Here is a 25,244-nt window from a genome sequence, read left to right as displayed (position 1 = left end):
CGAGCAAAATCAGGGCTGAACAAGGTTTTAAACCTGTTTAGCCGCTGATCTGTAATACTCTAGAAATCCTGCCTTTGGCCGTTAAAGGGGTTAATGATTAATCTCTCTTGGCGGCCACCATGATTGTTCAATATTCACAAAGCAGCTCCTCTTTCTTACAAGAGTCCTTTCTCTTCAGGGGTTCCAATGCCTCAAACGAGCCCGCGCAAGGGCAGGGTTCACGGGAATACCGAGGGGACTCTGCAGCAGAGTCTCGTGGAAAGGTGGTTGAGTTGCAGGTGCAGCGCTACAGCGATGAGCAGAGTTTTGCGTTGTTTGAACGCCGCCTTGCGGTTAGCCAATTCACGTCCAGTTCTCATTCCACCGCTAAGCTGACTTCAGCTGAGGCTCCCAAGGATGGTAATTCCGCGCAGGCTGTGGCCGACAGCATTCTGGGGTTTATTGCCAACCGTCTGGAACAAGACAAACAAAACGGTGCCAGTCCGGAGCAGCTTCAATCACGACTCGAAGCAGGCCTGAAAGGTTTTGAGCGTGGTTTTGGTGAAGCCAGCAGTATGCTGGAAGATCTGGATTTGTTGAGCAATAAGGTCGAAGCGGATATTGGTGAAACCTACCAGCGCGTTCATGACGGCATATCCCAGTTGGCAGAAGATTATGATTTGCAGTCTCCATTAGCGGATGAAGCGGATGAGGCTAAAGACATTACGCCCATTACAAACAGTGAAGCCCCGGTTAAAAAATCGGAAGCACCCAGCCATGAAGTCGGCGTAAGTGCAGCCCGTCAGGAGCAAATTGCCAGCATTGTGTCCCAATCCCAACCGTTGCAAGCGCCAGAGCGTTTGCAGACGCCGGCTGCCGAGTATCAATCCTACGAGTTGGACTACAGTCGTGGTCGCAGCTTTCAGTTTGAAGTGCAAACTCAGGATGGCGATACCATCAGTATTGATGCAGCGAGTCTTATCCGGTACCAGGAGAGTCAGCATTATCTTAACAATGGCGGTGATGAATTTGCTTCGGCTTCCTTCAAATCCAGTGAAGATTATGCGGCCTTGATCAATATCGAAGGGGATATCGATGAAGGCGAATGGCAGGCCTTCACCGAATTGTTTGATCAGGTTCTGGATCTGGCTGAAAATTTTTATGAAGGTGATGTGGCCCAGGCTTTTGATCAGGCGTTGAATTTGGGTTACAACGGCGAAGAAATTGCTCAGTTCAGTTTGAACCTGCAGCAAACAACTTCAGTAAAACAAGCGGCGGTCTATCAGGCCATCGAGCCCCAGAGCAGTCCGTGGCAGCAAGTCAGCAGTCCGATTTCAACCTTGCAGCAATACGCCGAAGACCTGTTGTCTGCAACCCGCGACTTTTCCAATAAAGGCTTGCCTCTTGAGCTGTTGCCTGAATTAATGGAAGCCAGTCAGGAGCAAAGTTCCAAAGAGCAGCAAAGCTTTTTGAAAGCCCTGTTGAGCTAAGGCGCTTGAGTTCATTGTTCGTGGCCGTAGTGCTACGTGGTGCTGCTATTTTCAGGGTAGAATAAGGTTTTTTCTGGAAGCGCATTCTACCTCATGTCCACTGTTTTTATTCTCTATACCACCGCGGGCTGCCACCTATGTGAGCAGGCTAAATCTGTATTCTGGCCCTGTGCTGACGTCCTGGGTGTAACGCTTCGAGAAATTGATATCGCGGAAAGCGAAGAGCTGGTCGAGCGCTACGGTATTCGAATTCCAGTGATCGCAAGTGAAAGGGGGGAGGAAATTGGCTGGCCTTTTGATCAGCAACAATTGCTGGAATTTCTCAAGGGCCAGCTAGGTTAGTGGCGTTAGAAATTGTCTGGGTAAAAACTCAGGCAATTATTTGATGACCAATTCATTGCTGTGAATCAAACGACCTTTGTCGCCCATGCGGTAGGCATAAATAACGGAGTAAGACAGTACATTTTGTACGTAGCCCCGGGTTTCACGGTAGGGAATGGTCTCAATCCAGCTGTCCAATTCCAAATTTGCCGACGCATTTTTCAACCAGCGATCCACTCGGCTTGGGCCGGCATTATAGGCAGCCGCGGCCAGGGCTCGGTTGCCATTAAAGCGCTGCAACAGCTGATTTAAATAGCTGCTGCCCAGGCGAATGTTCGAGCTTGGTTTGTATAAATCCTTATAGCGATATTTTACGCCGATTTTTTTTGCAGTCTGCTTTGCCGTTGCGGGCATTAACTGCATCAAACCCATTGCGCCAGCGGAAGAGCGAGCTTGAGCGGCAAAGGCACTTTCCTGTCGGGCAATGGCGTACAGCAGAGTTTGTTTTACCTTGGTGGCATCAGCAGCTTTTTTCAGCTCGTCTTTGTAGGCGAGCGGAAAACGCATATCCAGATCATCCCAGTATTTCAGCTGGGCCATGCCTTGAATCGTTTTGATGTGCCATTGCCAATCGTGAGTCAGCGCGGCCAGAGCTTTTAATTCATCCTGCTCAAGTTTCTGAGCGAGGTAAAACCATTCGCGGTTGGCATTCAAATTATCGCCCAGACGAAAATACTCATGGGCGCGACGCAAGGAGGCGTTGTCAAGCAAGCGGGTTTTCTGCTCGCTGTCCACCGTCAGGGGAACGTGTTGCAGCTGATATTCCTGCTCAACATGATCGGCTGAGAGGAAACCGTAAAAACTGCGTTCCTGGGCAAGCTTGCGATAGATGGCGTCAGCTTGTAGTCCCGGAGTGGGTTGTTGATCGCCTTTTTCGAGACTGCGGGCTAACCAATATTGCCAGCGCTCAGATTGGCGGGCTTTTTCGGGAAGCTTGTCGATCCAGTAGCGCACCATCTGCCAATCCTGAATCGCCAGTGATTCGCGAATCAGGGATTCCATCAAGCGGGTGTTATCGATCACCTTGTATTGCGCCAGCAATTGCTTGGCTTCGTCACGATGACCTTTTTGATAGAGTTTGCGAGCAAGGGTGTAGAGGGTTTCCTGACGCTGTTTTTCCTCGAACAGGTTTTTACTGTCGTAACGCAGCCACAGGCGGTAAGCCGCTTTGGCGTCTTTATAGGCATAGCGACGGAAACCGTGCAGCACAATCTGATTCAGCTTGCTTTGCAATGAGGCGTCTTTGGTGCTGAACTTGGACATGTTTTTCAGTCGAGCCGGATAGTGGTGTGCTTCCCGGTAAAGCGCTGCCAGTTTTTGCAGCTTGGGTGACAGCTGTCGACCGATGTACTTTGTCAGAGGGACTTTACGAGCCTGCATGGCTTTGTGAAAGCGCTGCCAGGCAATATCGTCGTCGATGCCTCCAACCTTTTTCCAGGCTGCAAAGGCCGGATCGCAGGATTTGTTCTGGGAGTAGGGCACATTCCACAATTCGGCGATTTCGTCTTTGGGCAGAGCGCGGCCGGTTTTCGCGTGGGCGCTGACCCAAAGGCAGCGCATGCGATCGGACTTCATGGTTTCGTGATCGAAATCCCGCAAAAAGCTTTTCCAATGTCCTCTTTTGGCCAGGGCTTTCAACCAGATATAGCGCATTCTCTGACCGAGCTGATTATTGCCTTGTTCGGCGAGAAAGTCGTGAACCTCTTTTGTTGGCAGCCGATGAATTCGTCGCTGTATGTCACGGTACTGAAGGTCAGGGTACAGAGGGTAGAGGGGCAGCATGGCCTTGAGGCGTTTGAATTGCTTCATATCACCTTTATTCAGTGCCTTCATTGCTTGCTGGTAGACTTTTCGCTGGGGCTCCATATCCTGCAGGGCGAGCAGCTCCTGAGTGGCGAGGCTGGGCACGGCGATACAACTGAGTAAGGTGCTGAGCCCTAGCAGTTGGATAAGGGGGCGCTTGTTGCCGAGGCGCCGAGAAAACAGGGGCTTGAGAATTCGTTTCAACATACTGACTGTCGCGGGGAGTCTATACTGGACTCCGGTTAATCCTGTCTCTAATCATGCAAGCTTTGTGTTGCTTAAACAAGGGCTTATGGGAATTTCTTTAGCGCTTTTCAAGCCGCTATCCAGAAAGCTCGAAAATCCGTATCATTCGCCCTCCGAAAGCCCTCCTTTGTGGCTTTGCCACTGATTTGCCGGTTACGAAAATCCGGCAACGCTCAAACTCTATACCCTTGATGGGAACGCAACATTCATGCCGATAGTAAAAATTGAAAATGCCCAACTGAGTTACGGACTGCAAGTCATATTGGACGGGCAGCAGCTTAATCTGTATCGAGGCCAACGCCTGTGTATTATCGGGCGCAATGGGGCGGGGAAATCCAGTCTCATGAAAGTGATCGCCAAAGAGGTTGAGCTGGACAGCGGCAATGTTTGGCACAAGCCGGGCTTGAAGCTCGCGCGCCTTGAGCAGGATCTCCCTTTGGCGGATGAGTTGACCGTTTTTGCCGCTGTGGCGGAAGGTCTTGAAGGATTGGGGCAATTATTGACCGACTACCACCATTTGGCGAGTAAGAGTGATGAGGCCAGCCTGACCCGTCTGGGACAGCTGCAATCTGAAATCGAAGCCCGTGATGGCTGGCGTCTGCAGCAACAGGTTGAATCCATTTTGAGCCGCCTGGAATTACCTGCTGATGTCACTATGAAAGAGCTTTCCGGTGGTTGGCGTCGACGGGTTTCATTGGCCCGTGCTTTGGTCAGTGAACCCGATATATTATTGCTCGACGAGCCCACAAACCACCTCGATATCGAAGCGATCCAATGGCTGGAACAGCAGTTGCTCAGCTATGCCGGTTGTGTGGTTTTTATCACCCATGATCGAGCCTTGCTGCAAAACCTCGCGACTCATATTGCCGAGCTGGAGCGTGGGCAGCTGAGCATGTGGGAGGGAGACTACCAAAGCTTTCTTGAGTTTCGCGAGCAACAGCTGGCCGCTGAAGAAAAACACAATGCCTTGTTCGATAAAAAATTGGCGGAAGAAGAGCGCTGGATTCGTCAGGGCATCAAGGCACGACGCACCCGTAATGAAGGCCGAGTGCGTGCGCTGAAAGCCATGCGAGAAGAACGTGCCGCTCGACGGGAGCGGCAGGGCAATGCCCAGCTGTCAGCCAATCTGGCCGACAAGTCCGGTAAGTTGGTGGCCGAAATTCATAACATCAGTCATGCTTTCGAAGCCCACAATCTGATTAATAATTTCAGTGGCCGCATCATGCGCGGCGATCGCATTGGTTTGATTGGCGCCAACGGTATGGGTAAGTCAACGCTGCTGAAGATCATTCTTGGGCAGTTGCAGCCAGAACACGGCAAAGTGGATTTGGGAACCAACCTTGAAATTGCCTACTTTGATCAGCTCCGTGAGCAATTGGATCTGGAAAAAAGCGCCGTTGATAACGTTGCGGGCGGTCGTGAGTCCATCGACATCAATGGCAACAATAAACATATCATCAGCTATCTCAGCGATTTTCTGTTCACCGGTGAGCGGGCTCGTACACCATTGAAAGCCTTGTCCGGCGGTGAACGTAACCGAGTACTGCTGGCAAAGCTGTTTTCCAAGCCGGCCAATTTGCTGGTACTCGATGAACCAACCAACGACCTTGATGTTGAGACACTGGAATTGCTAGAGGAAATGCTGGCAAATTTCCAGGGCACGATGTTGTTGGTCAGCCACGATCGCGCCTTTCTGGATAATGTCGTTACCAGTACTTTGGCCTTTGAAGGAAAGGGGCGAGTGATCGAGTACGTTGGGGGTTATCAGGATTGGATTGCCCAGGGCGGGAAATGGTGCAGCCTGGCAGAGGATTTATTGCAAAGCGATGGGAAAGGCGCCTCAATTGAAAACCATGACAGTGCCGTAGCGGTTGTTGAAAATAGTGCGTCTGTAACAAGTGCCGAGCCTAAAAAAAGCAAAAAACTCAGTTATAAGCTACAACGAGAACTCGATGCATTGCCGGGACTAATTGAAGAGCAGGAAGGCAAAGTGGAAGCCTTGCAGGCGCAAACAATGGCTGCTGATTTTTACCAAGGCGATCATCAGGAAGTGGCTCAGGTTCTGGCCGATTTGGCTGAACAGGAAGCGGCTTTAGAAGCGCTTTATCAACGTTGGGAAGAGCTGGACAACAGCTAGCCCAGCTCGTTTTTAAAAATTTACAGCACTTTAATCGCTGGGATGAACTCGTACGGCTAACACATCACAGTTAGCGCCGTGCAACACGCCATTGGAGGTTGAGCCAAGTAACAGGGCCAAGCCCGAGCGACCGTGACTGCCGACAACGATCAGATCAATATCGGATTCGTCGGCGATACGATGGATTTCGGAGGCCGGCTGGCCAACCACAACTTGGCAGTCATCCACGCTAATGCCATTGTCGCTGGCGAGTTTGAAGAGTTTGTCCTGGGCCTGATTTTGCAGCTGTTCCTGCACTTCGGACAAATCCATCGGAATGTCGCCACCGTAAGCGAAGGTGAGTGGTTCAATTACGTGCATCAGGGACACTTGGCAACCATTGGCTACGCTGAGCCCGCGCTCGATAACTTCGTTGGATTCCTGGCTCAAATCGACGGCGATAAGTGCTTTTTGATAACTGGCCATGGGCGGTCTCCTGTTAGGACATATGTGATGATCTTAGCGGGAAATGCCTCTGGCTGTAAATTTTTACCCAATGGAATTATGACCTGAGTCAATTGCCGGAGCCTGTATATAGAATGGGCCTGGCAATAGACACTTGCACAAGAGGATCGACAGGTGAGTATTGGAATTGTATTTGTGATTTTGGCCATTGCCATGGTTTTGGGGCCGGTGATGTTGATGAAACCCAGTGGGCGGCAGCGTCAACTGGCACGTCTGCGTCAGGAGGCTTTGGAAAACGGCTTGCAGAGTCGCATAAGCAGTGTTCCAAAAGAGCTGGGCAGCTACACTGCAGCGCCAACCATTGCGGTTTATCAAAAGCGTTGGTTGGATAGGCGCTACACAGGTACAGAGACACTAATGCTTTATCGTACCGCTTACAGTCACGATATTCATTTTCATGGCGTCTGGGATTGGCAGGAGGGAGTAACAATGTCCTCAATGCCGAATGAAGCACTGAAAAACAATTTGGACGCCTTGCCAGATTCTGTTCTGGCGGTTGAAATCAGTACTCTGGGTGTGGGTTTATTCTGGTTGGAAAAGGGCTGTTCGGTGGAAACCCTGAGTTCGTTTTACCCGGCGATTATGAACTGGGTGGAAGAGCAGGGAATGCTTGAAAAAAATGTGGAAACTGCCTCGTAATTTAATGTTGAGGTTGTTCGAAACCGAGACCATCTTCCAACGTGGTTCCTGGATTATTTTCCGGTTTTTGTTCCGGGTTGTAGAGGGTTTCCGGCATTAAATCTTCACTCAAGGCGAGGCGTTCGCGATTGATGATTTCGCCCAATTCTTCAACCAGGCGCTGGCGATTCGGGTGAGTCGTTTTTGATTGCATGCTCAGTTTTTGGGCATGAAAGTAGTGTGAATTTGCATCCACAAATTCGCCTTCGTTATAGAGTTTATGTCCTTGTGCGACGCCTGAAATCACTTCGACGGCAAGCTGAACATATTCCAATTCCTGCATCAGTGGCGCCAGCTCTTTGTCATCAATAAGTTTGATATTAAACATGTGGACAAAGGTATCGATGATTTCCTGCAATTGCCGTTCGGTTTTGTGGATGGCCTGATCGCTGGAGCAAATGCGATTGATAACTCGATCGTTGCCTTTACTCTGGTAGGTTTCCAGCAACTGTTCGGCTCTCTGGATGCGAACTTCGACATTGTTCGCATTGGGGTCAAATTGATGCAGGTCCTGATAGCGGCGAATCAATTCCTTGCTCAGTGTACAAAAAAGCGGCTTGAATTTACTCAGCCCCTCAAGGGTATTTAGCATGTCTTCAACGGTTTCTGCCGCGACAGACATCTGCCTGACTTTGAGTTGATGTTCCGTGCGTTTGCGCTCGCGATAGTTCACAAACGCGAGTAAGCCAAGGGAGGATGCCGCCAGTGCCACGGCAAGATATAAAACAAACGGTGCGGACATAAAGTGCGTATTCAGTTCAGTCTTGCTTAAGTATTCAAGGCATACACTGCTTCGTGTTAGCCGGCCTATACAATCATCGGCCGCAAATAATACGGCTTTAGTTGAATCAAATTATGGCTTGAAATCGAACGGAATTATGGTATTCCTAAAAAAGGACTTGTTCCAGTACCGTCTATGATTTGCAATTTTGGACGATGCCCGTTGGTCAAAATGTCACCACTTTGATGTTGGGCTCTTGACCAAAAGGTCGCTTGCCTATATATATGCGCCCCTTGGCCTGAATGAATATAGAGCAGAGCTACCCAACTGGGCCAACCGTGTGATTGCAAGTAAGTGTATTTGTTAAGAAGGATAATATGGGAAAATCCCTGGTAATTGTGGAATCGCCTGCCAAGGCCAAAACAATCAATAAATATCTTGGCAAAGACTTTGTCGTTAAATCCAGCGTCGGTCATATCCGCGATCTGCCCACCTCCGGCGGCAAAAAAGCGCCCGTGGACGCCAAAGAGCGCGCCCGGCAAGCGGCCATCACTCGTAAGTTGTCGCCTGAAGATAAGATCATACACAAGCAACGCAAAGCGAAGGCACAGTTAATCAGCCGTATGGGTATTGACCCGGAAAATGGTTGGGAAGCCCAGTATGAAATTTTGCCCGGCAAGGAGAAAGTCGTTGCCGAATTGAAAGCCCTGGCCAAAGACGCCGACACTGTCTATCTCGCGACGGACTTGGATAGAGAGGGGGAGGCCATTGCCTGGCACTTGCGTGAGGCGATCGGTGGAGACGATTCCCGCTATCGTCGTGTGGTGTTTAACGAGATTACCAAGTCCGCCATTCAGGAAGCCTTTAAAAGCCCTGGCCCCATTGATCAAAATCGTGTGAACGCCCAGCAGGCTCGCCGCTTTTTGGATCGAGTTGTGGGTTACATGGTGTCCCCGTTATTGTGGGAAAAAATTGCTCGTGGTTTGTCGGCGGGTCGAGTTCAATCTGTCGCCGTACGTTTGGTGGTTGAGCGAGAGCGTGAAATTCGTGCCTTTATCCCTGAAGAATATTGGGATATTTTTGCGGACTTGAAAACCGAAGACGGCGAGAAAATCCGTTTCGAGGTTAAAAAAGAAAACGACAAGGCGTTTAAGCCTGTCAATGAAGCGCAGACCATGGCAGCTGTTGCCAAGTTACAGGACGCCAGCTATCAAGTTGTTTCGCGCGATGATAAGCCTACCAAGGCTAAGCCTGGGGCGCCGTACATCACGTCTACGCTTCAGCAGGCGGCCAGTACTCGATTGGGCTTCTCGGTGAAGAAGACCATGATGATGGCCCAAAGGTTATACGAAGCGGGTTATATCACTTATATGCGTACTGACTCGACCAATTTGAGCCAGGAGGCAATCGCCAGCTGCCGGGATTTTATTGTTGAAGAATACGGTAAACGTTATCTTCCGGAAAAAGCCAGTATTTACAGCAGCAAAGAAGGGGCTCAGGAAGCCCACGAAGCTATTCGTCCCTCTGATGTGAATGTGCAGCCAACCCAGCTGAAAGGTATGGAACGCGATGCCGAGCGTTTGTATACCTTGATTTGGCGCCAGTTTGTGGCTTGCCAGATGCCACCCGCGGAATTTACCAGCACATCAATTGCGCTGGCGGCGAGTGATTTCGAGTTGCGTACTCGCGGTCGTGTGATTCGCTTTGATGGCTTTATGAAGGTTCAGCCGCCACAGTCCAAAAAAGAAGAAGATGTGGTGCTGCCAGAGCTGAAAGTTGGCGATCAGTTGGGATTACAGAAACTGGACCCGAAACAGCATTTTACCAAGCCGCCGGCTCGTTACACCGAAGCCAGCCTGGTAAAAGAATTGGAAAAGCGCGGTATTGGCCGCCCGTCAACTTACGCTTCGATTATTTCCACCATTCAGGATCGTGGTTACGTTCACACAGAGTCCCGCCGTTTCTTCGCTGAGAAGATGGGCGATATCGTGACCGAACGATTGAGCGAAAGCTTTGTGGATCTGATGGATTACAGCTTTACCGCGAATATGGAGGAATCCCTGGACAAGGTCGCCGAAGGCGAATTGCAATGGGATACCTTGCTGAATAACTTCTATGAAGATTTTAGCCAGAAGCTGGCCCAGGCCCAGGCTCAAGACGGCGGCATGCGCGCCAATCAGCCGACTGAAACTGATATTGAGTGTAGTCAGTGTGGGCGCCATATGCAGATTCGCACCGCCAGTACCGGGGTGTTCCTGGGTTGTTCCGGTTATGCCTTGCCGCCAAAGGAGCGCTGCAAGCACACAATGAATCTGGTGTCCGGTGACGAAGTTCTGAACCTTGACGAAGACGATGAAGCCGAATCCAAACAGCTGCGCAACAAGCACCGCTGCAAAATATGTGACACGGCCATGGACAGTTACCTGCTCGATGAGCAACGTAAACTACATATCTGCGGTAATAACCCGGATTGCAGTGGCTTCGAAGTAGAGAAGGGCAGCTTCAAGCTTAAGGGCTATGATGGCCCAACCCTTGAGTGTGATAAATGCGGCAGCGAAATGCAGTTGAAAACAGGACGTTTTGGTAAGTACTTCGGTTGTACCTCTGAAACCTGTAAAAACACTCGCAAGCTCTTGCGTAACGGCGAGGCCGCGCCACCGAAAATGGATCCAGTACCAATGCCTGAGTTGGCCTGTGAAAAGGTTGAGGATCACTACGTTTTGCGCGATGGTGCTTCAGGCATGTTCCTGGCGGCCAGCCAGTTCCCTAAAAATCGTGAGACTCGAGCACCACTCGTTGAAGAGCTGTTGCCACACAAGGGTGAGATCGACCCGAAATACAAATTCCTGTTCAGTGCACCTGTCGCGGACCCGGACGGTAATAAGGCGGTTATTCGCTATAGCCGAAAGACCAAAGAACAGTATGTTCAATCCGAGATCGACGGCAAGGCGACGGGCTGGAAGGCCTTCTATGAAGGTGGCAAATGGGTTGAGAGCCAAACCAAATCCCGCGCGAAAAGTAAAAAGTAATGGAGCACATGCGCCCCTTTATTGCGCAGCTGCAATTGGCGAAATCCCAGTATAAGGCGCTTTGCGCTGCAGATACGGCTGTCGCCAAACTGAGCTTTGTGCGAGGGGGCTTTTATATCCTTCAGGCCCTGCACAATAGCTGGTTGCGGAAAGAGTTGTCAGAGGGGCTGGCAGGATCAGGGCGTGATGTGGCTTCCATAGCCGCGTCTTTAGATGTGCTATCTGATACTGATAATGCCTTGCCGCAAAGCCTGCATCTGTTGCAAAACAGTGACTGGTACGCTGATTTTCGGACTTTGCTTACTGCTCTCGCTGATCCAACTGTGATGGACGGGCCAGGGGCTTCCGGATCTGCGACAGACGCTGCCAATGTCATTGCCTCAGCAAAGACAGTCTCTCTGGATGCTGATAGCCTTAGGCTTTGTCTGCTTGGGTTTGAGCGCTATTTCGATGCCTTGTTGAATCTCAACGAAGAATACTAATCTCATCCGCTCCTGAGCCTCTGGGTTCGTGCAGGACTATTCGAAACCATCCTTGAAAGCTGTTAGAATCGCGCTCATATACAAGTTCCGGAGTATTAATGGACACTGTCTTATTTGAAATCGTTGAATTAGCTAACGGCGATGTGGCCCTGCAAAGGGCAGATGACAAAGGGGAGCCTTTGTTAACCATTCATTTTTCAGAAGAATCCAACTTCTACCTGCAAGATGCGAAGATCGAGGTTGCCCGTGCCATGGTGCAGGCCGGTCTGGAAGCGGCGAGTGAAATTGCTGAGGCGAATCGTGCGGAAGAAGGTATTGAAGATATCGATGAGGCCGATCAAGGCCCGGTTCAAATTCACTAAGTGGTAGACAAAACGTAGTAGGCTTTCAAACTACTACGTTTTGTGTGTTTCAGCGCATTCTCAGCATCAAGCCCTGGCAATTTCCTATTTCAGAAGCCTGTTTCAACTGTTGGTATTCGTGGCGTCCCAGAACGCCTGGGCTGCTGATTACCATGTGACTGTTGCCGGCTGCGAGAGCTTCCCAGGTTGCCCACAGGGTATCACTCTTGTCGCGCAGGCGAATGATGCGAAGGCGACTAACATCTATGCCGTAACGAAGCAGGGTTTCCTTGCTGATATCCTCGGCGCCTACCCAGGTTAACCAGCGATCACTGTGTTGCTGGCTGAAGTGAGCAACCATAGGCAGCAGCCACTGAAGATAGTTATCCTGTTCATGAGTAACCACAAGTTCGGTTAAACCGTGCTGTACATCTTGCTCTTGCTGGCTTGTCGCGTAGTTGGCTTGATTCATTGCTTGGTTCATTGTCTGGTCCCTCTTGGCTATATCGGCTGCTATGGCGTGTTACGGGGCTAGGGTTTAGCGGCGTATAACGCCTACGCTAAGGCCTTCAATACTGAAATCCTGTTCTCGTAGATCCACTTCAATGGTCGAGAACTCTTCATTTTCGGGGTGTAGGTAAATCAGGGGCTGATTGTTGATTTTCTCGTAGCGTTTAACGGTAACTTCGTCATCGATACGGGCAACAATAATCTGGCCATTGTGAACGCGTTCTGTCTTGTGAACAGCAATTAAGTCGCCGTCTAGAATTCCAACATCGCGCATACTCTCGCCGTGAACTTTCAGCAAAAAGTCGGCACTGGGGTGGAAGAAAGAGCTGGGGATATCGCAGTAATCTTCAATGTTCTCAGCCGCCAGAATAGGGTTACCAGCTGCAACGCGGCCTACCAGAGGAATACCTTGCTGCTCAATGGGTAAGCGAATGCCGCGGGATGCGCCAGCGATCATTTCAATCACACCTTTGCGGGCCAAAGCTTTCAGATGCTCTTCAGCGGCGTTGGCAGATCGAAAGCCAAGTTCTTTTGCAATTTCTGCACGAGTAGGTGGGTAACCGGTATCATCAATATAGGACTTGATGAGATCCAATACTTGTTCCTGGCGTGCTGTAAGTTTGATCATGGCCCAAGCCTCTGGTCTGTTTATTTATACAGTACATGTGATTTTATACAGTGTTTTTTAAAAAGCAAGCATTAAAAATAATTGGCTGCTCATAAAGTGCGCGAATTATCCGGGTTGCTAGACGGCGAGGCTTGTCAATTCGACTGGGCAGCGATTTGGAGACACAAAAAAGGCCGGAGAGTATCCGGCCTTTTGGGTGAGATTGCTTGCCAGCGTTTAGATGGACAGCTTCTGCATCAGAACACCCATAGAATTGTAGATGCGGTACTCGGCCAGCTTCTGGTTGTAGCTTGCGCGAATCAGGTTGCGCTTGGCATCCACAACCTCGTTTTCAGTGTTCAGCAAGTCCAGCAGGGTGCGTCGACCAATGTTGAATTGGTTGATGTAAGCCTCTTTGGTAGCCTGAGCGGCGTCAACGTGGGCTTGCAGATATTGCAGCTGGGAAGAGATGGACTCAAATGCTGTCCAGGACAGACGCAGACCTTCTACAACCTGACGGCTGGTGTTGTTGCGAACATCCTTGGATTCTTCAAGCAAGTACTGGGTTTGCTTGCGGCGAGCTTTATCGGCACCACCGCGATACAGGTTGTAACGCATGCGCAGTGCAATGATTTGGCGCTCATCTTCACCGACTACACCACCTGTGTCTTCATTCCAGCTGGCATCCGCTTCCAAACGCAGGTCTGGCCAGAAAGGGGATTTAGCGGCTTCGGCCTGGGCTACGGTAGCGTCGATATCGGCATTAGCGGTTTTCAGGGTTGGGTGGCTTTGCAGTGCAAGTTCAATAGCGGCTTCCAGATTGGCAGGAAGATTGATGCTGTTGTTTGGCATGGCCAAGGCATCAACTTGAGGCATAACGCCTGTCACGCGGTAATAATTGGTCACAGAATCCATCAGATTTGCCTGGGCTACCACCACATTGCTTTCGGCGAGAGCCAAACGAGCGGCGATCTGATCGAGGTCGGCACGACTGCCCACACCAGATTGATTGCGCAGCGTCATCTGATCGTAGATGCTTTTGTGTTCCTGAAGAGAGGCCTCTGCAAGTTTGAGGAGATCGGCCTGGGTGAGAATGGATAAGTACACCTCAGCAGTACGCAAGGCGATGTTCTCTTCCGTGGTGCTCAGTTCGTGACGAGCACTTTCGGTACGAGCTTCCTGGCGGCGAACTTCTGAACGCGTTGCGAAACCATCAAAAACCAACTGGCGAGCGGAGATCGAGGTCTCTTTACGATCGAGATCGACTTCGCGTTGGCCAGTAGTAGGTGATTTGGTTTCTTCGCGTCCGAATCCGGCGGCGACATCAACCGTAGGCAGATATCCGGCGCGAGCGCCTTTGATTTCTTGTTCCCTGGCAAGTACTTCGTGCTTGGCAGCACTGACTTCCGGATGAGAGTTAATAGAGGTTCGAATGGCTTCCTGTAGTGTCTGGGCCTGAATTGTTGAACTCAGTGACACAACCCCCAAGCCAATCATCCCAACAAGATGCTTAACTTTCATGATCCGTAACCTTCTTCCTTTGGTATTGTTTGAGTTGAGAGTATTCTAACACCATATCTGTGATTTATGTCACAATTGAAGCGAAAAACGGTCATTTAGTACGAAAACTGGAATGGGCGGTAGCAAAGCGTCAAAAATCCCACGGATTGAGTGTTAGGCCGCTTCAAAATAGGGATTACGGTTTCTGTATTACTTTTTTATATAGTGGCTATAATGAGAATGTCCGATTTATCAAAGGATTAGAGAACAATGAACCACTTGCCAGCCGAGCCCAAGCCTCTCAGCGAAATGCCTCTGGATCAGCAGCATTTCAAAATGCTTTGCCTGGCGGTGGAAAAGGCGCATGCCTTGCATACGGGCAAGTCGGGGCGTTTACTCATGAATTTCGAACTGCGTGAGGGCAGTGACAGTGGCCACCTGCCGAGGGTAAGGCCTCTAGGCAGCCTGACGTTTATTGTCGATGAAGCTTACCTCAAAGCAAGCGACTTCTACCTCTATTACGATCCGGATAAATCCCAGGATTTACCCCTGCTCGCTGAGCTCGACAAAGATAACAATCGCTTTGTGGCAGCGACCAAAACCCTGTTGGAACACCAGAGTAGCCTGCACGGCAGTATTGCTGTGCCAGTGGCAAGATTGTCTGCATTGAGAGGACTGCACTATGTGAAGGACAGCGTTTGCCTGCAAATGTATGAGATCGATTTTGATCGCTTGTTTGATGCCGATGCGGAGCTGGCAGGGCGCTTGCGCCAGTCTTTGTTGGAAAAGTATCGTCGATTTTACGATTTTGATGCGATTGCCGAGCGATCTTCGCAGTATGAAGAAGTCGCCCGACGCTTTCTTGAAGAGGGCTGATTAACCCCGACGCGGGTCGACCAGAACCGTCAGGGCCTGCCCGGGCTGGAGATAGGCTTTGGGATTCAGGCCATTGCTCCGCACAATGGATTTGATGCTGGTACCAAACTTCCGTGCAATTCTTGCAATGGAATCACCTTTTTTCACCTTATATGAAATACGTTGCTTGCCCTGGGCGTAGCGTGCCTGCTTGGGGTAAATCAGCAGTTTTTGTCCCAGCTTGAGGGTGCCGTTAACACTGAGCTTGTTCCAGCGGGCAATGTCTTCGTAGTTCACGCCAAAACGACGACTGATGCTCCACAGGCTGTCGCCACTTCTGACTTTGTAACGCTGGGCCTGGGCTCGACCCTGGCTGCGGGCAACCCGTTCGTTCAGGCTGAAAGTGTAGTACTGACCAGGCTTGCTGGCGGTTGGAATAAACAATGCCTGGCCAAGGCGAATAGTATTACTCGAGAGCTGATTGATGCGCTTCAGTTCTTTAAGTCCCAAGTTGTGTTGGCGCGCTATCTTGCCCAGGGTGTCACCGGGCTGAACCTGATAGCGTTTCCAGCCCACTCGCTCGGATTGGTCCAGATTCTCCAATCCGCTTGCAAACAAATCCGCCTGGGATATCGGGATCAGGATATGTTGGGGGCCGTCAGGAGTTGTGGCCCAGCGGTTGTAGGCTGGGTTGAGTAAGTAGAATTCGTCCATTGGCAGCTCAGCCAGTTCTGCGGCTTGTGCGAGATCCAATTGATAATCCAGGTCAAATCGACGATAGAAAGGCTCGTCGGGAATACTGACCAGCTCGATACCGGCTTTATCCGGATCGGCGACGAGTTTGGATAGGCCCAGCAGGCGGGGAACATAGATTTGGGTTTCTTTGGGCAAGCGCAGAGACCAGAAATCGACCGGTTTGCCTTTGCGTTTGTTGCGCTTGATCGCTTTATTTACCGTGCCGCCGCCGGCATTGTAGGCGGCCAGTGCCAGTAGCCAATCGCCATTAAAGCGTTTTTGAAGCTTTTCAAGATAATCCAGAGCGGCCTGAGTGGAGGCTTCGATATCTCGTCGACCGTCATACCACCAGTTTTTGTGCAGTCCAAAGTCCTTGGCGGTTGGCGGTGTAAACTGCCACAGGCCGGATGCCCGACCGTGGGAATACGCAAAGGGGTCATAAGCGCTTTCAACGATGGGCAGCAGAGCCAACTCCATTGGCATGTCCCGGCGCTTCAATTCATTAACGATGTAATAAAGGTAAGGGCGGGCGCGCTTACTGATGCGGTTCATGTAGTTGGGGTGGCGTCCGTACCAGTTTTTCTGTGTCTCAACGCGCTTGTGATCGATATGGCTGAGGCGGTAGCCATCGCGAATGTGTTGCCAGAGATCGGCTTCGATAACTTCTTCGGCCGTTTCTGAGGGCGTTTCCGGAGTGTTGTCTACCAGCTCCAGTTGAGTCTCGGTTTTTTCGGAATCGACAGCTTCGGCGACCGTTTCAGCTTGTTCGGGTAGCGTCTCATTGTGGGCGGTGGAGCTTGGTTTTTGGACAAGCTGTCCGCAGCCAGCCAGCAATAAGAGCAAGCCGGAGAGTGAAAGCGATCTAAGCATAGGGCAGTACAACTAATGGTCAGTATTAATAGTTTTTTATTATCGAAATAGGCGCCGATTCTAGAGCGCCCATGCCCTTGGGTCAATTCGCCCAAGGTAGAAAGCAACAGCCCTGGCTTAGAAGCCTGATTTGCTAAAAATTATCCTTCCACTTACGCAATATTGCGAAGGTTTCCGCCGGATTTGAGACAATATTTTTCGCCCGTTGACTGGCGGCTTTCTGTATATCGGCCTCGCGGCAACGCATAAAGGGGTTGGTTGCTCGCTCAGTAGACAAGACAGATGGCACCGTCGCCTCGGATTTTTCACGCAGAGCTTTGGTTTCTTCCATGCGTTGGACTAAATCCTGGTTGCCAGGTTCCACGGCCAGAGCGAAATTGAGATTGCCTAAAGTGTATTCGTGGGCGCAGTAAACCAATGTTTCGCCAGGGAGTGACCCAAGTCGCTCCAGTGAGCTTTGCATCTGCTCAGGATTCCCTTCAAACATTCGCCCACAGCCACCCGCGAACAGGGTATCGCCACAGAACAGTACAGAGGGACTGAGATCATTGGAATAGAATGCAATATGGTCGAGGGTATGCCCTGGAACTTCCAGCACTTTGAAGTTTAAGCCGGGCAGAATTTCTACGTCATCGTCCTGTTGGCAATGATGCTGACTTAGGGGCTGGCTGACAGGGCCATATACGGTGCAGCCTGGAAAGGTCTCACAGAGTTCAGCAATACCGCCGGTATGATCATAATGGTGATGGGTGTTGATAATTGCGGTCAGTTCAAGTTCGCGTTCTTTTAAACGCTGGAGAACGACCTTGGCGTCACCCGGGTCGACAACTGCTGCAATCTGGCCATTATCGATCAGCCAAATATAGTTGTCATCGAAAGCGGCAATAGGGCTGATTTCGTAGGCCATGGTGCTGGGAACTCCTCTGGTCTCAGGCCTTGACGGCGAACCCTTATGCGCAGGCTCTCCATCAAGTTTGTGCTATTTTCTGTTATAGTAATTCGACGCTTTGGGGCGCCGTTAATTCCGTGGGTCTGGCTACCGACCCTCAACTTAAGCAAAGGGCTTTATTGTGAGTCTTGTACAACAATGTCGTCAATGGTTACATCAGCGTGCCAATGTGCCGCTTTCGCCAAATGCCCTTGCGGAAGATATGGCTACCTGGGCAGGCACTCCATTGGGGCAGGCGATTATTGAGGAGGAAAGGGCGAGCATTGATGAGCTTTTGCGTTATCGTTTTGGTTATCATCTTTGTTCTTTCAGCCATCTTCGCCAAAATGATTTCACCGGTGAGAGTCGAATTAACCACAAAATTCAAATGATCCAGTTGGATGCTCTGGATAATGTGGTTTCAGAAGATATGAAAGTCGATGGTTTTTCGCCATTGCCTTTTGATGGTAGTCGTCTGCCTCTGGCGACCGATTCCGTCGATGTTTTGCTGCTGCATCATTGTCTGGAATTTTCTTCAAATCCCCATGAGTTATTGCGTGAAGCTCAGCGAGTCCTAATCGATCATGGTCATTTGGTGATCACCAGTTTTAATCCATTGAGCGTATACGGCTTGATCTCCAACCTTGCTCGTTTCACTCAATCGAGTCAGCTCTGGCGCCGTCGCTTTTTGACAGCGCGTGCAAGTCGGGATTGGCTTCAGTTATTAGGTTTGGAGCCTTTACAATTGATCCCTCATTTTTATCGCTTGCCACTGTCGAATAAAACACTTCTGAATCGCAGTCGTTGGATGGAGAGCGCGGGCAAGAAGTTGGGCGCATTGAACTGGGGGGCTTCTTACACACTGCTTGCTCGTAATGATGTTTTTGCGATGAACGCGATTAAACCTCGCTGGCAAAAGCCGAAGAGTGCTGAGCAATTTGCGAGTAGCGCTATTGGTCGCCAGGCCAAAAGAAGTGGTCCGAAATTGGTCGTCACGAACCCAAAACCAACATCGCCGGCACATAAATAGCTCGCGATACTGTTGGTGCATACTTTGATAATTTTAAATTCTTAAGAGTTGTATCCTTGAATCAAGCATTAAAAACAGTAGAAATTTTTACCGATGGCGCCTGTAAAGGCAATCCTGGCCCTGGAGGTTGGGGGGCTTTACTGCGCTACGGCGACACCGAAAAAAGCATTTGCGGTGGGGAGCGAGAAACCACCAACAACCGCATGGAGTTGATGGCAGCTATCGAAGCCCTTAAAGCGCTTAAGCAATCTTGCCAGGTTGTACTGACTACGGATTCCCAATATGTACGACAGGGAATTACCCAGTGGATGTTTAACTGGAAGAAAAATGGTTGGAAAACCGCCGCCAAGCAACCGGTTAAAAATGCGGATCTTTGGAAGCAATTGGATGACGAAACCAAACGCCATAATTTGGAGTGGCGCTGGGTCAAAGGGCACAGCGGTCATCGTGAGAATGAAATTGCTGATGCATTGGCCAATCAGGGTATTCCCAAGTAAATCCCTTTCATCCCCTCCGGGTTTTCCTGGTAACCGGGGAGTGTGCCCGTCGCTATAGGTTTAAACTTGGTGATGAATTATCACCACCTGGGCCTTTGTCAGTACGGAGGCCCGATGGCTTTAAAAGCCGTTGTGCGGGCGCGTGTACTTGCTTTGAGTCTGTAGTAAAATGCGGCCTTGCATAAACATTCAACGTTTGACTTAATTTCGATACAGATCAAGCCGTCAGGAGCTTACCCGCGTGCGCCAAATCGTTTTAGATACTGAAACCACAGGTATTGACCCCAAATCAGGGCACCGCATTATTGAGATCGGTTGTGTTGAACTGATGAACCGGAAGTTGACCGGCCGTCACTATCACGAGTACATCAACCCCCAGCGTATCGTTGAAGACGAAGCGATTGAAGTTCACGGTATCACCAATGAATTTCTGGCTGATAAGCCGGTGTTCTCACATGTTGCGGACAGCTTTCTTGAATTTATTCGCGGTGCCGAGCTTGTCATTCACAACGCCCCCTTTGATGTTGGCTTTATTGATCATGAGTTTGCTTTGTTAGGGCAGGGGCATGGTCGCGTCGATGATCATTGCTCGGTTATTGATACGCTGGTGATGGCACGCGATAAGCACCCGGGACAGCGCAACTCTCTGGATGCTTTGTGTAAGCGTTACGGTGTGGACAACTCTGGCCGTGTGCTTCATGGCGCATTACTTGATTCCGAGATTCTTGCCGACGTTTATTTGATGATGACAGGTGGACAAACCATGTTGTCATTGGGTGCTGAAACGGAAGAAAATGCAGCGGGTCAAAGCTCGGCAATTCGTCGCCTGAATGCCTCTCGTCCGGCTCTTCGCGTGGTAAGCGCCAATGCTGATGAGCTGCAATTGCATGAACAAAAGTTGGACAGCCTTGGGGAAGACTGTCTCTGGCGCCGCTAGGCGGACGCTGCTTAACATTTCTCGCTGCTGCTTTTCGTCAGTATTTGTTCAATGGCAGCGAGTTTTTGCTCATTTCGAATTTCCATTCGCTTGATTTCCCGCAGCACAGCCTGACGTCCGCTTTCATTCAATAGCCACAGTTTCAGCGGCGCCATTACGATCATGCAGGCCAGGCTCAAGGTTGCCCAGAACACCATATCTTTAAGGTCGCCGGCCATAAAAAATTGATAGGCGCAGAAACACAATACTGCGCCGATCAGTGTGGCGAAAAACAGACTGTAGACAATCCAAAAGCTCATACTGCTGTGGTAGCTGTCGATAATGCGGCCAAACAGCCCCCGATCGGCGCGTAACAAATCATCAAGTTGTTCACTTTCTTTGTTCAATTGTTCACGCAATTTTTTGTCGATATCCATGTGTTGGTCCTCGTGACTATGATTCGGGTTTTACAGTGTGCTCAAGGCACTGCGCAAATGTTCTCGTCCACGGCTTAGTTGAGATTTAACAGTGCCGTCGGCAATGCCCAGTGTCAGGGCAATTTCCTTCACGCTGAATTCCTCCTGATAAAACAGGTAGACACATTGTCGCTCCTGCAAGGGCAAGGCATTCACCGCTTTCCAAAGGTTCAGCCCCTCTTCAAGTGGGTGATTGCGGTCTTCGGCAATGTGCTGTTCCTGCTCAAGTTCCAGGTGAGACTTACGCTGGTCTTCGGCCAGCCCTTTGCGTGCCAGGTCGGTAATGCGATTCCGCACGGCTCGGAAAATCCAGGCGCGAAAAGCTGCGGGGTCTTGTAACTGCTTGAGTTTGCGGCAACAGCTTTCCCAGCTGTCCTGGCAGGCATCAAATGCGAGTTCTTTATTGCTGCATTGCAGCAGGGCATAGCGTTCCAGAGCCTTTGCGAAGTGCTGATAAAGCCTGGCGATGGCTTGCTGGTCTCCAGCTTGGGCCTCAAGTACCCAGAGCTCGATCTGGGCAGGACTGCTGGTTAATTGAGGCGCTACACTATTGTTCAAAGCTTAAATCCTGATTGGCTCACTGATTCGCTGATTTGTCTTTAATAGACGGGGTAGCCCTATAACCGGTTGGCATAGGTCGCAAAAGTTCTCCATACATTTGGTGAATACCAAATATTGGTAGTATCGATTTCAATTATGTAAGTCCTCGCAATAGACTAAGCTCATAGTCGAGATGAGGGTAATTCCAGCGATACAGCCGGCCCCTTGTCAGCCCGCTTGGGCACTATAGCAATCCCAACTCTGATATTGAGGAACGATCATGTCCGCTTACGAAAATGATACCCAGGCCGCCGCCGCCACCATCGACAAAATGGGCGACTCCTGGAGTGCTATCAACCCAGAATCTGTTGCTCGCATGCGCGCACAGAACAAATTTAAAACTGGCTTGGACATCGCTAAATATACCGCTGGTATCATGCGTCGCGACATGGCTGAGTTTGATAAAGACAAAACCAAGTACACCCAGTCTTTGGGTTGCTGGCATGGTTTTGTGGGTCAGCAGAAGCTGATCTCCATCAAGAAGCACTTCGGAACTACCGAGCGTCGCTACTTGTACCTGTCGGGTTGGATGGTTGCTGCTTTACGTTCTGACTTCGGTCCTCTGCCTGACCAATCTATGCACGAGAAAACTGCAGTTGCGAGTCTGGTAGAAGAGTTGTACACCTTCTTGCGTCAGGCTGATGCACGTGAACTGGGTGGCCTGTTCCGTGAGCTGGATAAGGCTCGCGAAGCTGGCGATACCGCTAAAGCGGCTGAGATCCAGAATCAAATTGATAATCACGAAACTCACGTTGTGCCAATTGTTGCAGACATCGATGCCGGTTTCGGTAATGCTGAAGCCACATACTTGATGGCCAAACAAATGATTGAAGCGGGCGCATGCTGCTTGCAGATTGAAAACCAGGTTGCTGATGAAAAGCAATGTGGTCACCAGGACGGCAAAGTAACCGTACCTCACGCCGACTTCCATGCGAAGCTGCGTGCTCTGCGTTACGCCTTCATGGAGCTGGGTGTAGATGACGGCCTGATCGTTGCCCGTACTGACTCTGAAGGTGCTGGCCTGACCAAAGAAATCGCTGTGGTTAAAGAGCCTGGTGATCAGGGTGATGTATACAACTCTTACCTGGATGTTGAAGAAGTCGATGTTTCTGAGATGGCTGAAGGCGATGTTGTTATCAACCGTGATGGCAAATTGGTCCGTCCTAAGCGTCTTCCTTCAGGTCTGTATCAGTTCCGTCAGGGCACTGGTCATGAGCGTTGCGTATTTGACTGTATCGAAGCAATCAATGCGGGTGCTGACCTGTTGTGGATCGAAACTGCGGTTCCAACCGTTCACGAAATTAAAGGTATGATGGACGAAGTTCGCAAGGTTCACCCTGATGCGAAACTGGTTTACAACAACTCTCCATCATTCAACTGGACTCTGAACTTCCGTCAGCAAACCTACGATGCTTGGGCTGCTGAAGGTAAAGATGTATCCGCATATGATCGTGATAACCTGATGTCTGCTGAGTACGACGATTCCGAGTTGTCTGCAGCGGCCGATGCGCGTGTTAAGACCTTCCAGGCGGACACGTCTCGCGAAGCGAACGTATTCCATCATCTGATCACTCTGCCGACTTACCACACCACTGCGCTGTCTGTTGATAATCTGGCGAAAGAGTACTTCGGTGAGCAAGGTATGCTGGGTTATGTTGCTGGCGTACAGCGTAAAGAGATCCGTCAGGGTATCGCTTGTGTTAAGCACCAGAACATGGCTGGTTCCGATCTGGGCGACGATCACAAAGAGTACTACGCTGGTGAGAACGCTCTGAAAGCTGGTGGTGCTAAAAACACCTCTAACCAGTTCGGCTAATTGAACGGGTCTGGCATCGCTCCTTCAGTGGGGGCGGGCCAGAGCTTGATAAAAAGCGGCCCCTTTAAACAGGCGCCGCTTTTTTTATAGCTGTAGAAAGAGCCTTGATAAAAGAAAGCGTCTTGTTGCTGGCGAAACTAGGGTAGAATTCCTAACTGTTTAAACGATAAATGATTGAGTGACTGTGATCATGAATGATACTCCAGCCTATTTAAAAGATGCCAAAGAGACCCTGACGGAAGCGGGCTTTGCCTGCGGGGACGTTTGGTATCACGGAACCTCTTCAGCCTTACTTGGTTCTATTCAGGCCTACGGACTGAATCGTTCGGGTGATAAAGCGATGAAGCAGGCAGCCAAACAAACCATGGCAACCATTGGAAACAGCTATACAGAGTCCATCGAGCCGGTGTTTCTTACCCAGAGTAAAGAACTGGCCTATTATTGGGCAAAGCAGACAGTAAGAGATCGCAGTGTACGCGTAGAGGGCAATGAAGAAGCCGTAGTGCTGGCATTGAGTCTGCCGGACGAGCTTAAAGCCCAGGTTAAACCGGATGTGGGTGCTGCAAGTTTGCTTTTGATTCCTGAAGGTGAAGCCTATATGGCATTCGTTGCAGGCTTGTACCAAGAGCGCGATTTGCTGGCACCAGAGATTGATCTGCGAAAGGCTGATCGCTTGGAATATCTGAATAAATTGGGAATGGCCTACCTGGATCGAGATATAGCCTTTGACTACGTCACTGTGCTCTCCGAGTAATTTCTCTTAACTCAAAATACAATTTTATAATGAGCTGACTACCGTTTGGCAGCTCATTCAAAGCATTTTCCTGATAATGGCGTATACTGGCCCTCGTGCATTGAACAAGAACTCTGCACGCACTATGGAATAAGCCTTGCAAGGAATGCTTTGGGTAAAAATGCCATATTATAATAATTTATTGTCCCTCTCTTTCTGGGTCTTTGCTTCATCGTTATCATTCGTATTTGTGGGTCGGGAGTCTGTTCGTGGCCTTCTATGATGAGTCTCCCCATCGACGCTCGGTGATTCGCGCCTTAAGTCTGTTTACCGCCTGGGGCGGTGTCATTTTTACGGTTGTTAATTCCATTCGGGGCTTGTACCTGATTGCAGGCATCGAACTTGTCGCTGCGATGGCGGCGGGCTTTACCTATTATCAGCTGGCCCACACTAAAAAACTCAAGGCCTGGTGCGTCGGTTTTATCTTGTGTTTCTACAGCATCATGATGTTCATATTATTCATGCCGAACACAAGCCCGACGGTTTTCGTCTGGATTTTTCTGTTGCCATTGATTTCCTACCTGACCTTGGGCAGTTATCTTGGTTTGAGGTTTACTGCCGCGTATGTGGCTTGCACGATTGTGGTCTTCCTTTTGCGATTTGAACTGGAGATGGTCGTGTTGACCTTGAGCAGTACTTTAAATGTGGTGCTGTGTTGTGCCTTGATCTGGGTGTTTTCTCACATTTACGAAGTGAATCGTGAACGCTCCCAGGCACAATTGATGAAAATGGCAGCAGAGGACTCGCTAACGTCCTTGTACAACCGCCTGAGGCTCGCGGAGATTTTTGAGCGGGAAGTTCGCGTGGCACAGCGTAATGAAATTGCACTGAGTCTTTTGCTGATCGATGTTGATCATTTTAAGCAGGTTAACGATCGTTATGGTCATGATGTGGGTGATCGAATTCTAATCGCGGTAGCGGATTTGATCCGCGAACACAGTCGCCAGACCGACTACGGTTTTCGAGTCGGCGGGGAAGAGTTCTGTCTTATCCTATCGGGAGCCGGCTTATCTGCCGCCAGCGGAGTGGCTGAATCCCTTAGAGAGGCCATTGAAAATACTGAATTCACCGAGGGTGAAGAGCATTTGTCGGTCACTGTGAGTATCGGTGTTGCTGAATTTCTGCTTGATGCCAATGACCTCGACGGTCTTTACCGCTGTGCGGACCAGCGCCTTTACCAGGCTAAAACAGAAGGGCGGAACCGTGTCGTTGGTTCGTTTCCCGAGGCTGAGTTGAGCTGTCGTTCAGCGTGAGTTGGGCTTTCCTGTGGTATCTATATACCTAATGTGGATGGACTTTGTCATATCTTTGGTGAATAAT

General features: G+C 50.1%; 24 protein-coding genes. 14 read left to right on the top strand and 10 right to left on the bottom strand.

Annotated elements, in window-relative coordinates:
• Positions 1–119 precede the first annotated feature (119 nt).
• Positions 120–1,469 (top strand): DUF5610 domain-containing protein, encoded by a 1,350-nt coding sequence (locus G8768_RS09230; protein ID WP_166844362.1) that lies wholly within the window; start codon positions 120–122, stop codon positions 1,467–1,469.
• A 93-nt stretch (positions 1,470–1,562) separates the two neighbouring features.
• On the top strand, positions 1,563–1,811 hold the full coding sequence (locus G8768_RS09225) for a glutaredoxin family protein (protein ID WP_166844360.1): 249 nt from the start codon (positions 1,563–1,565) through the stop codon (positions 1,809–1,811).
• Between the two features lie 36 nt (positions 1,812–1,847).
• On the opposite strand, the gene G8768_RS09220 is transcribed toward G8768_RS09225, so the two are convergent.
• Positions 1,848–3,860, bottom strand: coding sequence for a transglycosylase SLT domain-containing protein (locus G8768_RS09220; protein ID WP_166844358.1), 2,013 nt, complete (start codon positions 3,858–3,860; stop codon positions 1,848–1,850).
• 247 nt (positions 3,861–4,107) lie between these two features.
• On the opposite strand from G8768_RS09220, the gene G8768_RS09215 reads away from it, so the two are divergent.
• The gene (locus tag G8768_RS09215; protein WP_166844356.1) at positions 4,108–6,036 is read left to right on the top strand and encodes an ATP-binding cassette domain-containing protein; all 1,929 of its coding nucleotides are present in this window, start codon (positions 4,108–4,110) and stop codon (positions 6,034–6,036) included.
• A gap of 30 nt (positions 6,037–6,066) precedes the next feature.
• Here the strand turns inward: G8768_RS09215 and G8768_RS09210 are convergent, their stop codons facing one another.
• Positions 6,067–6,501, bottom strand: coding sequence for a universal stress protein (locus tag G8768_RS09210; RefSeq protein ID WP_166844353.1), 435 nt, complete (start codon positions 6,499–6,501; stop codon positions 6,067–6,069).
• 153 nt (positions 6,502–6,654) lie between these two features.
• On the opposite strand from G8768_RS09210, the gene G8768_RS09205 reads away from it, so the two are divergent.
• Positions 6,655–7,179, top strand: coding sequence for a hypothetical protein (locus G8768_RS09205; protein WP_166844351.1), 525 nt, complete (start codon positions 6,655–6,657; stop codon positions 7,177–7,179).
• 1 nt (position 7,180) lies between these two features.
• On the opposite strand, the gene G8768_RS09200 is transcribed toward G8768_RS09205, so the two are convergent.
• The gene (locus G8768_RS09200) at positions 7,181–7,960 is read right to left on the bottom strand and encodes a hypothetical protein (protein WP_166844349.1); all 780 of its coding nucleotides are present in this window, start codon (positions 7,958–7,960) and stop codon (positions 7,181–7,183) included.
• Between the two features lie 356 nt (positions 7,961–8,316).
• Here G8768_RS09200 and topA point away from each other — a divergent pair, with 356 nt between their 5' ends.
• From topA to G8768_RS09185, 3 genes are all read left to right on the top strand, one after another.
• On the top strand, positions 8,317–10,968 hold the full coding sequence (topA, locus tag G8768_RS09195; RefSeq protein WP_166844347.1) for a type I DNA topoisomerase: 2,652 nt from the start codon (positions 8,317–8,319) through the stop codon (positions 10,966–10,968).
• Positions 10,968–11,450, top strand: coding sequence for a hypothetical protein (locus G8768_RS09190; RefSeq protein WP_166844345.1), 483 nt, complete (start codon positions 10,968–10,970; stop codon positions 11,448–11,450). Before topA ends, G8768_RS09190 begins: the two co-directional genes overlap by 1 nt.
• A gap of 98 nt (positions 11,451–11,548) precedes the next feature.
• Complete coding sequence (locus tag G8768_RS09185) at positions 11,549–11,812, top strand: hypothetical protein (RefSeq protein WP_166844343.1); 264 nt, start codon at positions 11,549–11,551, stop codon at positions 11,810–11,812.
• Between the two features lie 49 nt (positions 11,813–11,861).
• On the opposite strand, the gene G8768_RS09180 is transcribed toward G8768_RS09185, so the two are convergent.
• From G8768_RS09180 to G8768_RS09170, 3 genes are all read right to left on the bottom strand, one after another.
• Positions 11,862–12,275 carry a SulA-like leucine-rich domain-containing protein gene (locus G8768_RS09180; RefSeq protein WP_243749470.1) on the bottom strand — a complete coding sequence of 138 codons (414 nt, stop codon included), beginning with the start codon at positions 12,273–12,275 and terminating at the stop codon, positions 11,862–11,864.
• Positions 12,276–12,329: 54 nt separating this feature from the next.
• On the bottom strand, positions 12,330–12,929 hold the full coding sequence (gene lexA, locus G8768_RS09175) for a transcriptional repressor LexA (protein ID WP_166844342.1): 600 nt from the start codon (positions 12,927–12,929) through the stop codon (positions 12,330–12,332).
• A 216-nt stretch (positions 12,930–13,145) separates the two neighbouring features.
• Complete coding sequence (locus tag G8768_RS09170; protein WP_166844340.1) at positions 13,146–14,429, bottom strand: TolC family outer membrane protein; 1,284 nt, start codon at positions 14,427–14,429, stop codon at positions 13,146–13,148.
• Positions 14,430–14,678: 249 nt separating this feature from the next.
• On the opposite strand from G8768_RS09170, the gene G8768_RS09165 reads away from it, so the two are divergent.
• Positions 14,679–15,284 carry a hypothetical protein gene (locus tag G8768_RS09165; RefSeq protein WP_166844337.1) on the top strand — a complete coding sequence of 202 codons (606 nt, stop codon included), beginning with the start codon at positions 14,679–14,681 and terminating at the stop codon, positions 15,282–15,284.
• Here G8768_RS09165 and G8768_RS09160 read toward each other — a convergent pair whose 3' ends face one another.
• The gene (locus G8768_RS09160) at positions 15,285–16,868 is read right to left on the bottom strand and encodes a lytic transglycosylase (RefSeq protein ID WP_166844335.1); all 1,584 of its coding nucleotides are present in this window, start codon (positions 16,866–16,868) and stop codon (positions 15,285–15,287) included.
• A gap of 133 nt (positions 16,869–17,001) precedes the next feature.
• Positions 17,002–17,775, bottom strand: coding sequence for a hydroxyacylglutathione hydrolase (gene gloB / locus G8768_RS09155; protein WP_166844333.1), 774 nt, complete (start codon positions 17,773–17,775; stop codon positions 17,002–17,004).
• A 163-nt stretch (positions 17,776–17,938) separates the two neighbouring features.
• Between gloB and G8768_RS09150 the strand changes: the two genes are divergently transcribed.
• The 3 genes from G8768_RS09150 to dnaQ all read left to right on the top strand — a co-directional run bounded on the left by G8768_RS09150 (position 17,939) and on the right by dnaQ (position 20,260).
• Positions 17,939–18,826, top strand: coding sequence for a methyltransferase domain-containing protein (locus tag G8768_RS09150; protein WP_166844331.1), 888 nt, complete (start codon positions 17,939–17,941; stop codon positions 18,824–18,826).
• Positions 18,827–18,882: 56 nt separating this feature from the next.
• Entirely contained in the window at positions 18,883–19,323 is a 441-nt protein-coding gene (gene rnhA / locus G8768_RS09145; protein ID WP_166844329.1) for a ribonuclease HI, read from the top strand.
• A gap of 241 nt (positions 19,324–19,564) precedes the next feature.
• Complete coding sequence (dnaQ, locus tag G8768_RS09140) at positions 19,565–20,260, top strand: DNA polymerase III subunit epsilon (protein WP_166844327.1); 696 nt, start codon at positions 19,565–19,567, stop codon at positions 20,258–20,260.
• An 11-nt stretch (positions 20,261–20,271) separates the two neighbouring features.
• Here the strand turns inward: dnaQ and G8768_RS09135 are convergent, their stop codons facing one another.
• On the bottom strand, positions 20,272–20,676 hold the full coding sequence (locus tag G8768_RS09135; RefSeq protein ID WP_166844325.1) for a DUF6768 family protein: 405 nt from the start codon (positions 20,674–20,676) through the stop codon (positions 20,272–20,274).
• Positions 20,677–20,706: 30 nt separating this feature from the next.
• Entirely contained in the window at positions 20,707–21,273 is a 567-nt protein-coding gene (locus G8768_RS09130) for an RNA polymerase sigma factor (RefSeq protein ID WP_166844323.1), read from the bottom strand.
• A 262-nt stretch (positions 21,274–21,535) separates the two neighbouring features.
• Here G8768_RS09130 and G8768_RS09125 point away from each other — a divergent pair, with 262 nt between their 5' ends.
• From G8768_RS09125 to G8768_RS21280, 3 genes are all read left to right on the top strand, one after another.
• Positions 21,536–23,131: an isocitrate lyase gene (locus G8768_RS09125; RefSeq protein ID WP_166844321.1), complete on the top strand. Its 1,596-nt coding sequence runs from the start codon at positions 21,536–21,538 to the stop codon at positions 23,129–23,131.
• Between the two features lie 190 nt (positions 23,132–23,321).
• Positions 23,322–23,885: a hypothetical protein gene (locus tag G8768_RS09120; RefSeq protein WP_166844319.1), complete on the top strand. Its 564-nt coding sequence runs from the start codon at positions 23,322–23,324 to the stop codon at positions 23,883–23,885.
• 248 nt (positions 23,886–24,133) lie between these two features.
• Entirely contained in the window at positions 24,134–25,177 is a 1,044-nt protein-coding gene (locus G8768_RS21280) for a diguanylate cyclase (protein ID WP_166844317.1), read from the top strand.
• Positions 25,178–25,244 lie beyond the last annotated feature (67 nt).

This window comes from Pseudoteredinibacter isoporae (genome assembly GCF_011602085.1).
Taxonomy (GTDB): domain Bacteria; phylum Pseudomonadota; class Gammaproteobacteria; order Pseudomonadales; family Cellvibrionaceae; genus Pseudoteredinibacter; species Pseudoteredinibacter isoporae.
This window is presented reverse-complemented; position numbering and strand designations above follow the sequence as displayed.

Bases quoted from the DNA above. Each gene is read 5' to 3' on its own strand.
- G8768_RS09230 (WP_166844362.1), top strand. From the start codon at position 120: ATGATTGTTCAATATTCACAAAGCAGCTCCTCTTTCTTACAAGAGTCC.
- G8768_RS09225 (WP_166844360.1), top strand. From the start codon at position 1,563: ATGTCCACTGTTTTTATTCTCTATACCACCGCGGGCTGCCACCTATGT.
- G8768_RS09220 (WP_166844358.1), bottom strand. From the start codon at position 3,860: ATGTTGAAACGAATTCTCAAGCCCCTGTTTTCTCGGCGCCTCGGCAAC.
- G8768_RS09215 (WP_166844356.1), top strand. From the start codon at position 4,108: ATGCCGATAGTAAAAATTGAAAATGCCCAACTGAGTTACGGACTGCAA.
- G8768_RS09210 (WP_166844353.1), bottom strand. From the start codon at position 6,501: ATGGCCAGTTATCAAAAAGCACTTATCGCCGTCGATTTGAGCCAGGAA.
- G8768_RS09200 (WP_166844349.1), bottom strand. From the start codon at position 7,960: ATGTCCGCACCGTTTGTTTTATATCTTGCCGTGGCACTGGCGGCATCC.
- topA (WP_166844347.1), top strand. From the start codon at position 8,317: ATGGGAAAATCCCTGGTAATTGTGGAATCGCCTGCCAAGGCCAAAACA.
- G8768_RS09190 (WP_166844345.1), top strand. From the start codon at position 10,968: ATGGAGCACATGCGCCCCTTTATTGCGCAGCTGCAATTGGCGAAATCC.
- G8768_RS09185 (WP_166844343.1), top strand. From the start codon at position 11,549: ATGGACACTGTCTTATTTGAAATCGTTGAATTAGCTAACGGCGATGTG.
- G8768_RS09180 (WP_243749470.1), bottom strand. From the start codon at position 12,275: ATGAACCAAGCAATGAATCAAGCCAACTACGCGACAAGCCAGCAAGAG.
- lexA (WP_166844342.1), bottom strand. From the start codon at position 12,929: ATGATCAAACTTACAGCACGCCAGGAACAAGTATTGGATCTCATCAAG.
- G8768_RS09170 (WP_166844340.1), bottom strand. From the start codon at position 14,429: ATGAAAGTTAAGCATCTTGTTGGGATGATTGGCTTGGGGGTTGTGTCA.
- G8768_RS09165 (WP_166844337.1), top strand. From the start codon at position 14,679: ATGAACCACTTGCCAGCCGAGCCCAAGCCTCTCAGCGAAATGCCTCTG.
- G8768_RS09160 (WP_166844335.1), bottom strand. From the start codon at position 16,868: ATGCTTAGATCGCTTTCACTCTCCGGCTTGCTCTTATTGCTGGCTGGC.
- gloB (WP_166844333.1), bottom strand. From the start codon at position 17,775: ATGGCCTACGAAATCAGCCCTATTGCCGCTTTCGATGACAACTATATT.
- G8768_RS09135 (WP_166844325.1), bottom strand. From the start codon at position 20,676: ATGGATATCGACAAAAAATTGCGTGAACAATTGAACAAAGAAAGTGAA.
- G8768_RS09125 (WP_166844321.1), top strand. From the start codon at position 21,536: ATGTCCGCTTACGAAAATGATACCCAGGCCGCCGCCGCCACCATCGAC.
- G8768_RS09120 (WP_166844319.1), top strand. From the start codon at position 23,322: ATGAATGATACTCCAGCCTATTTAAAAGATGCCAAAGAGACCCTGACG.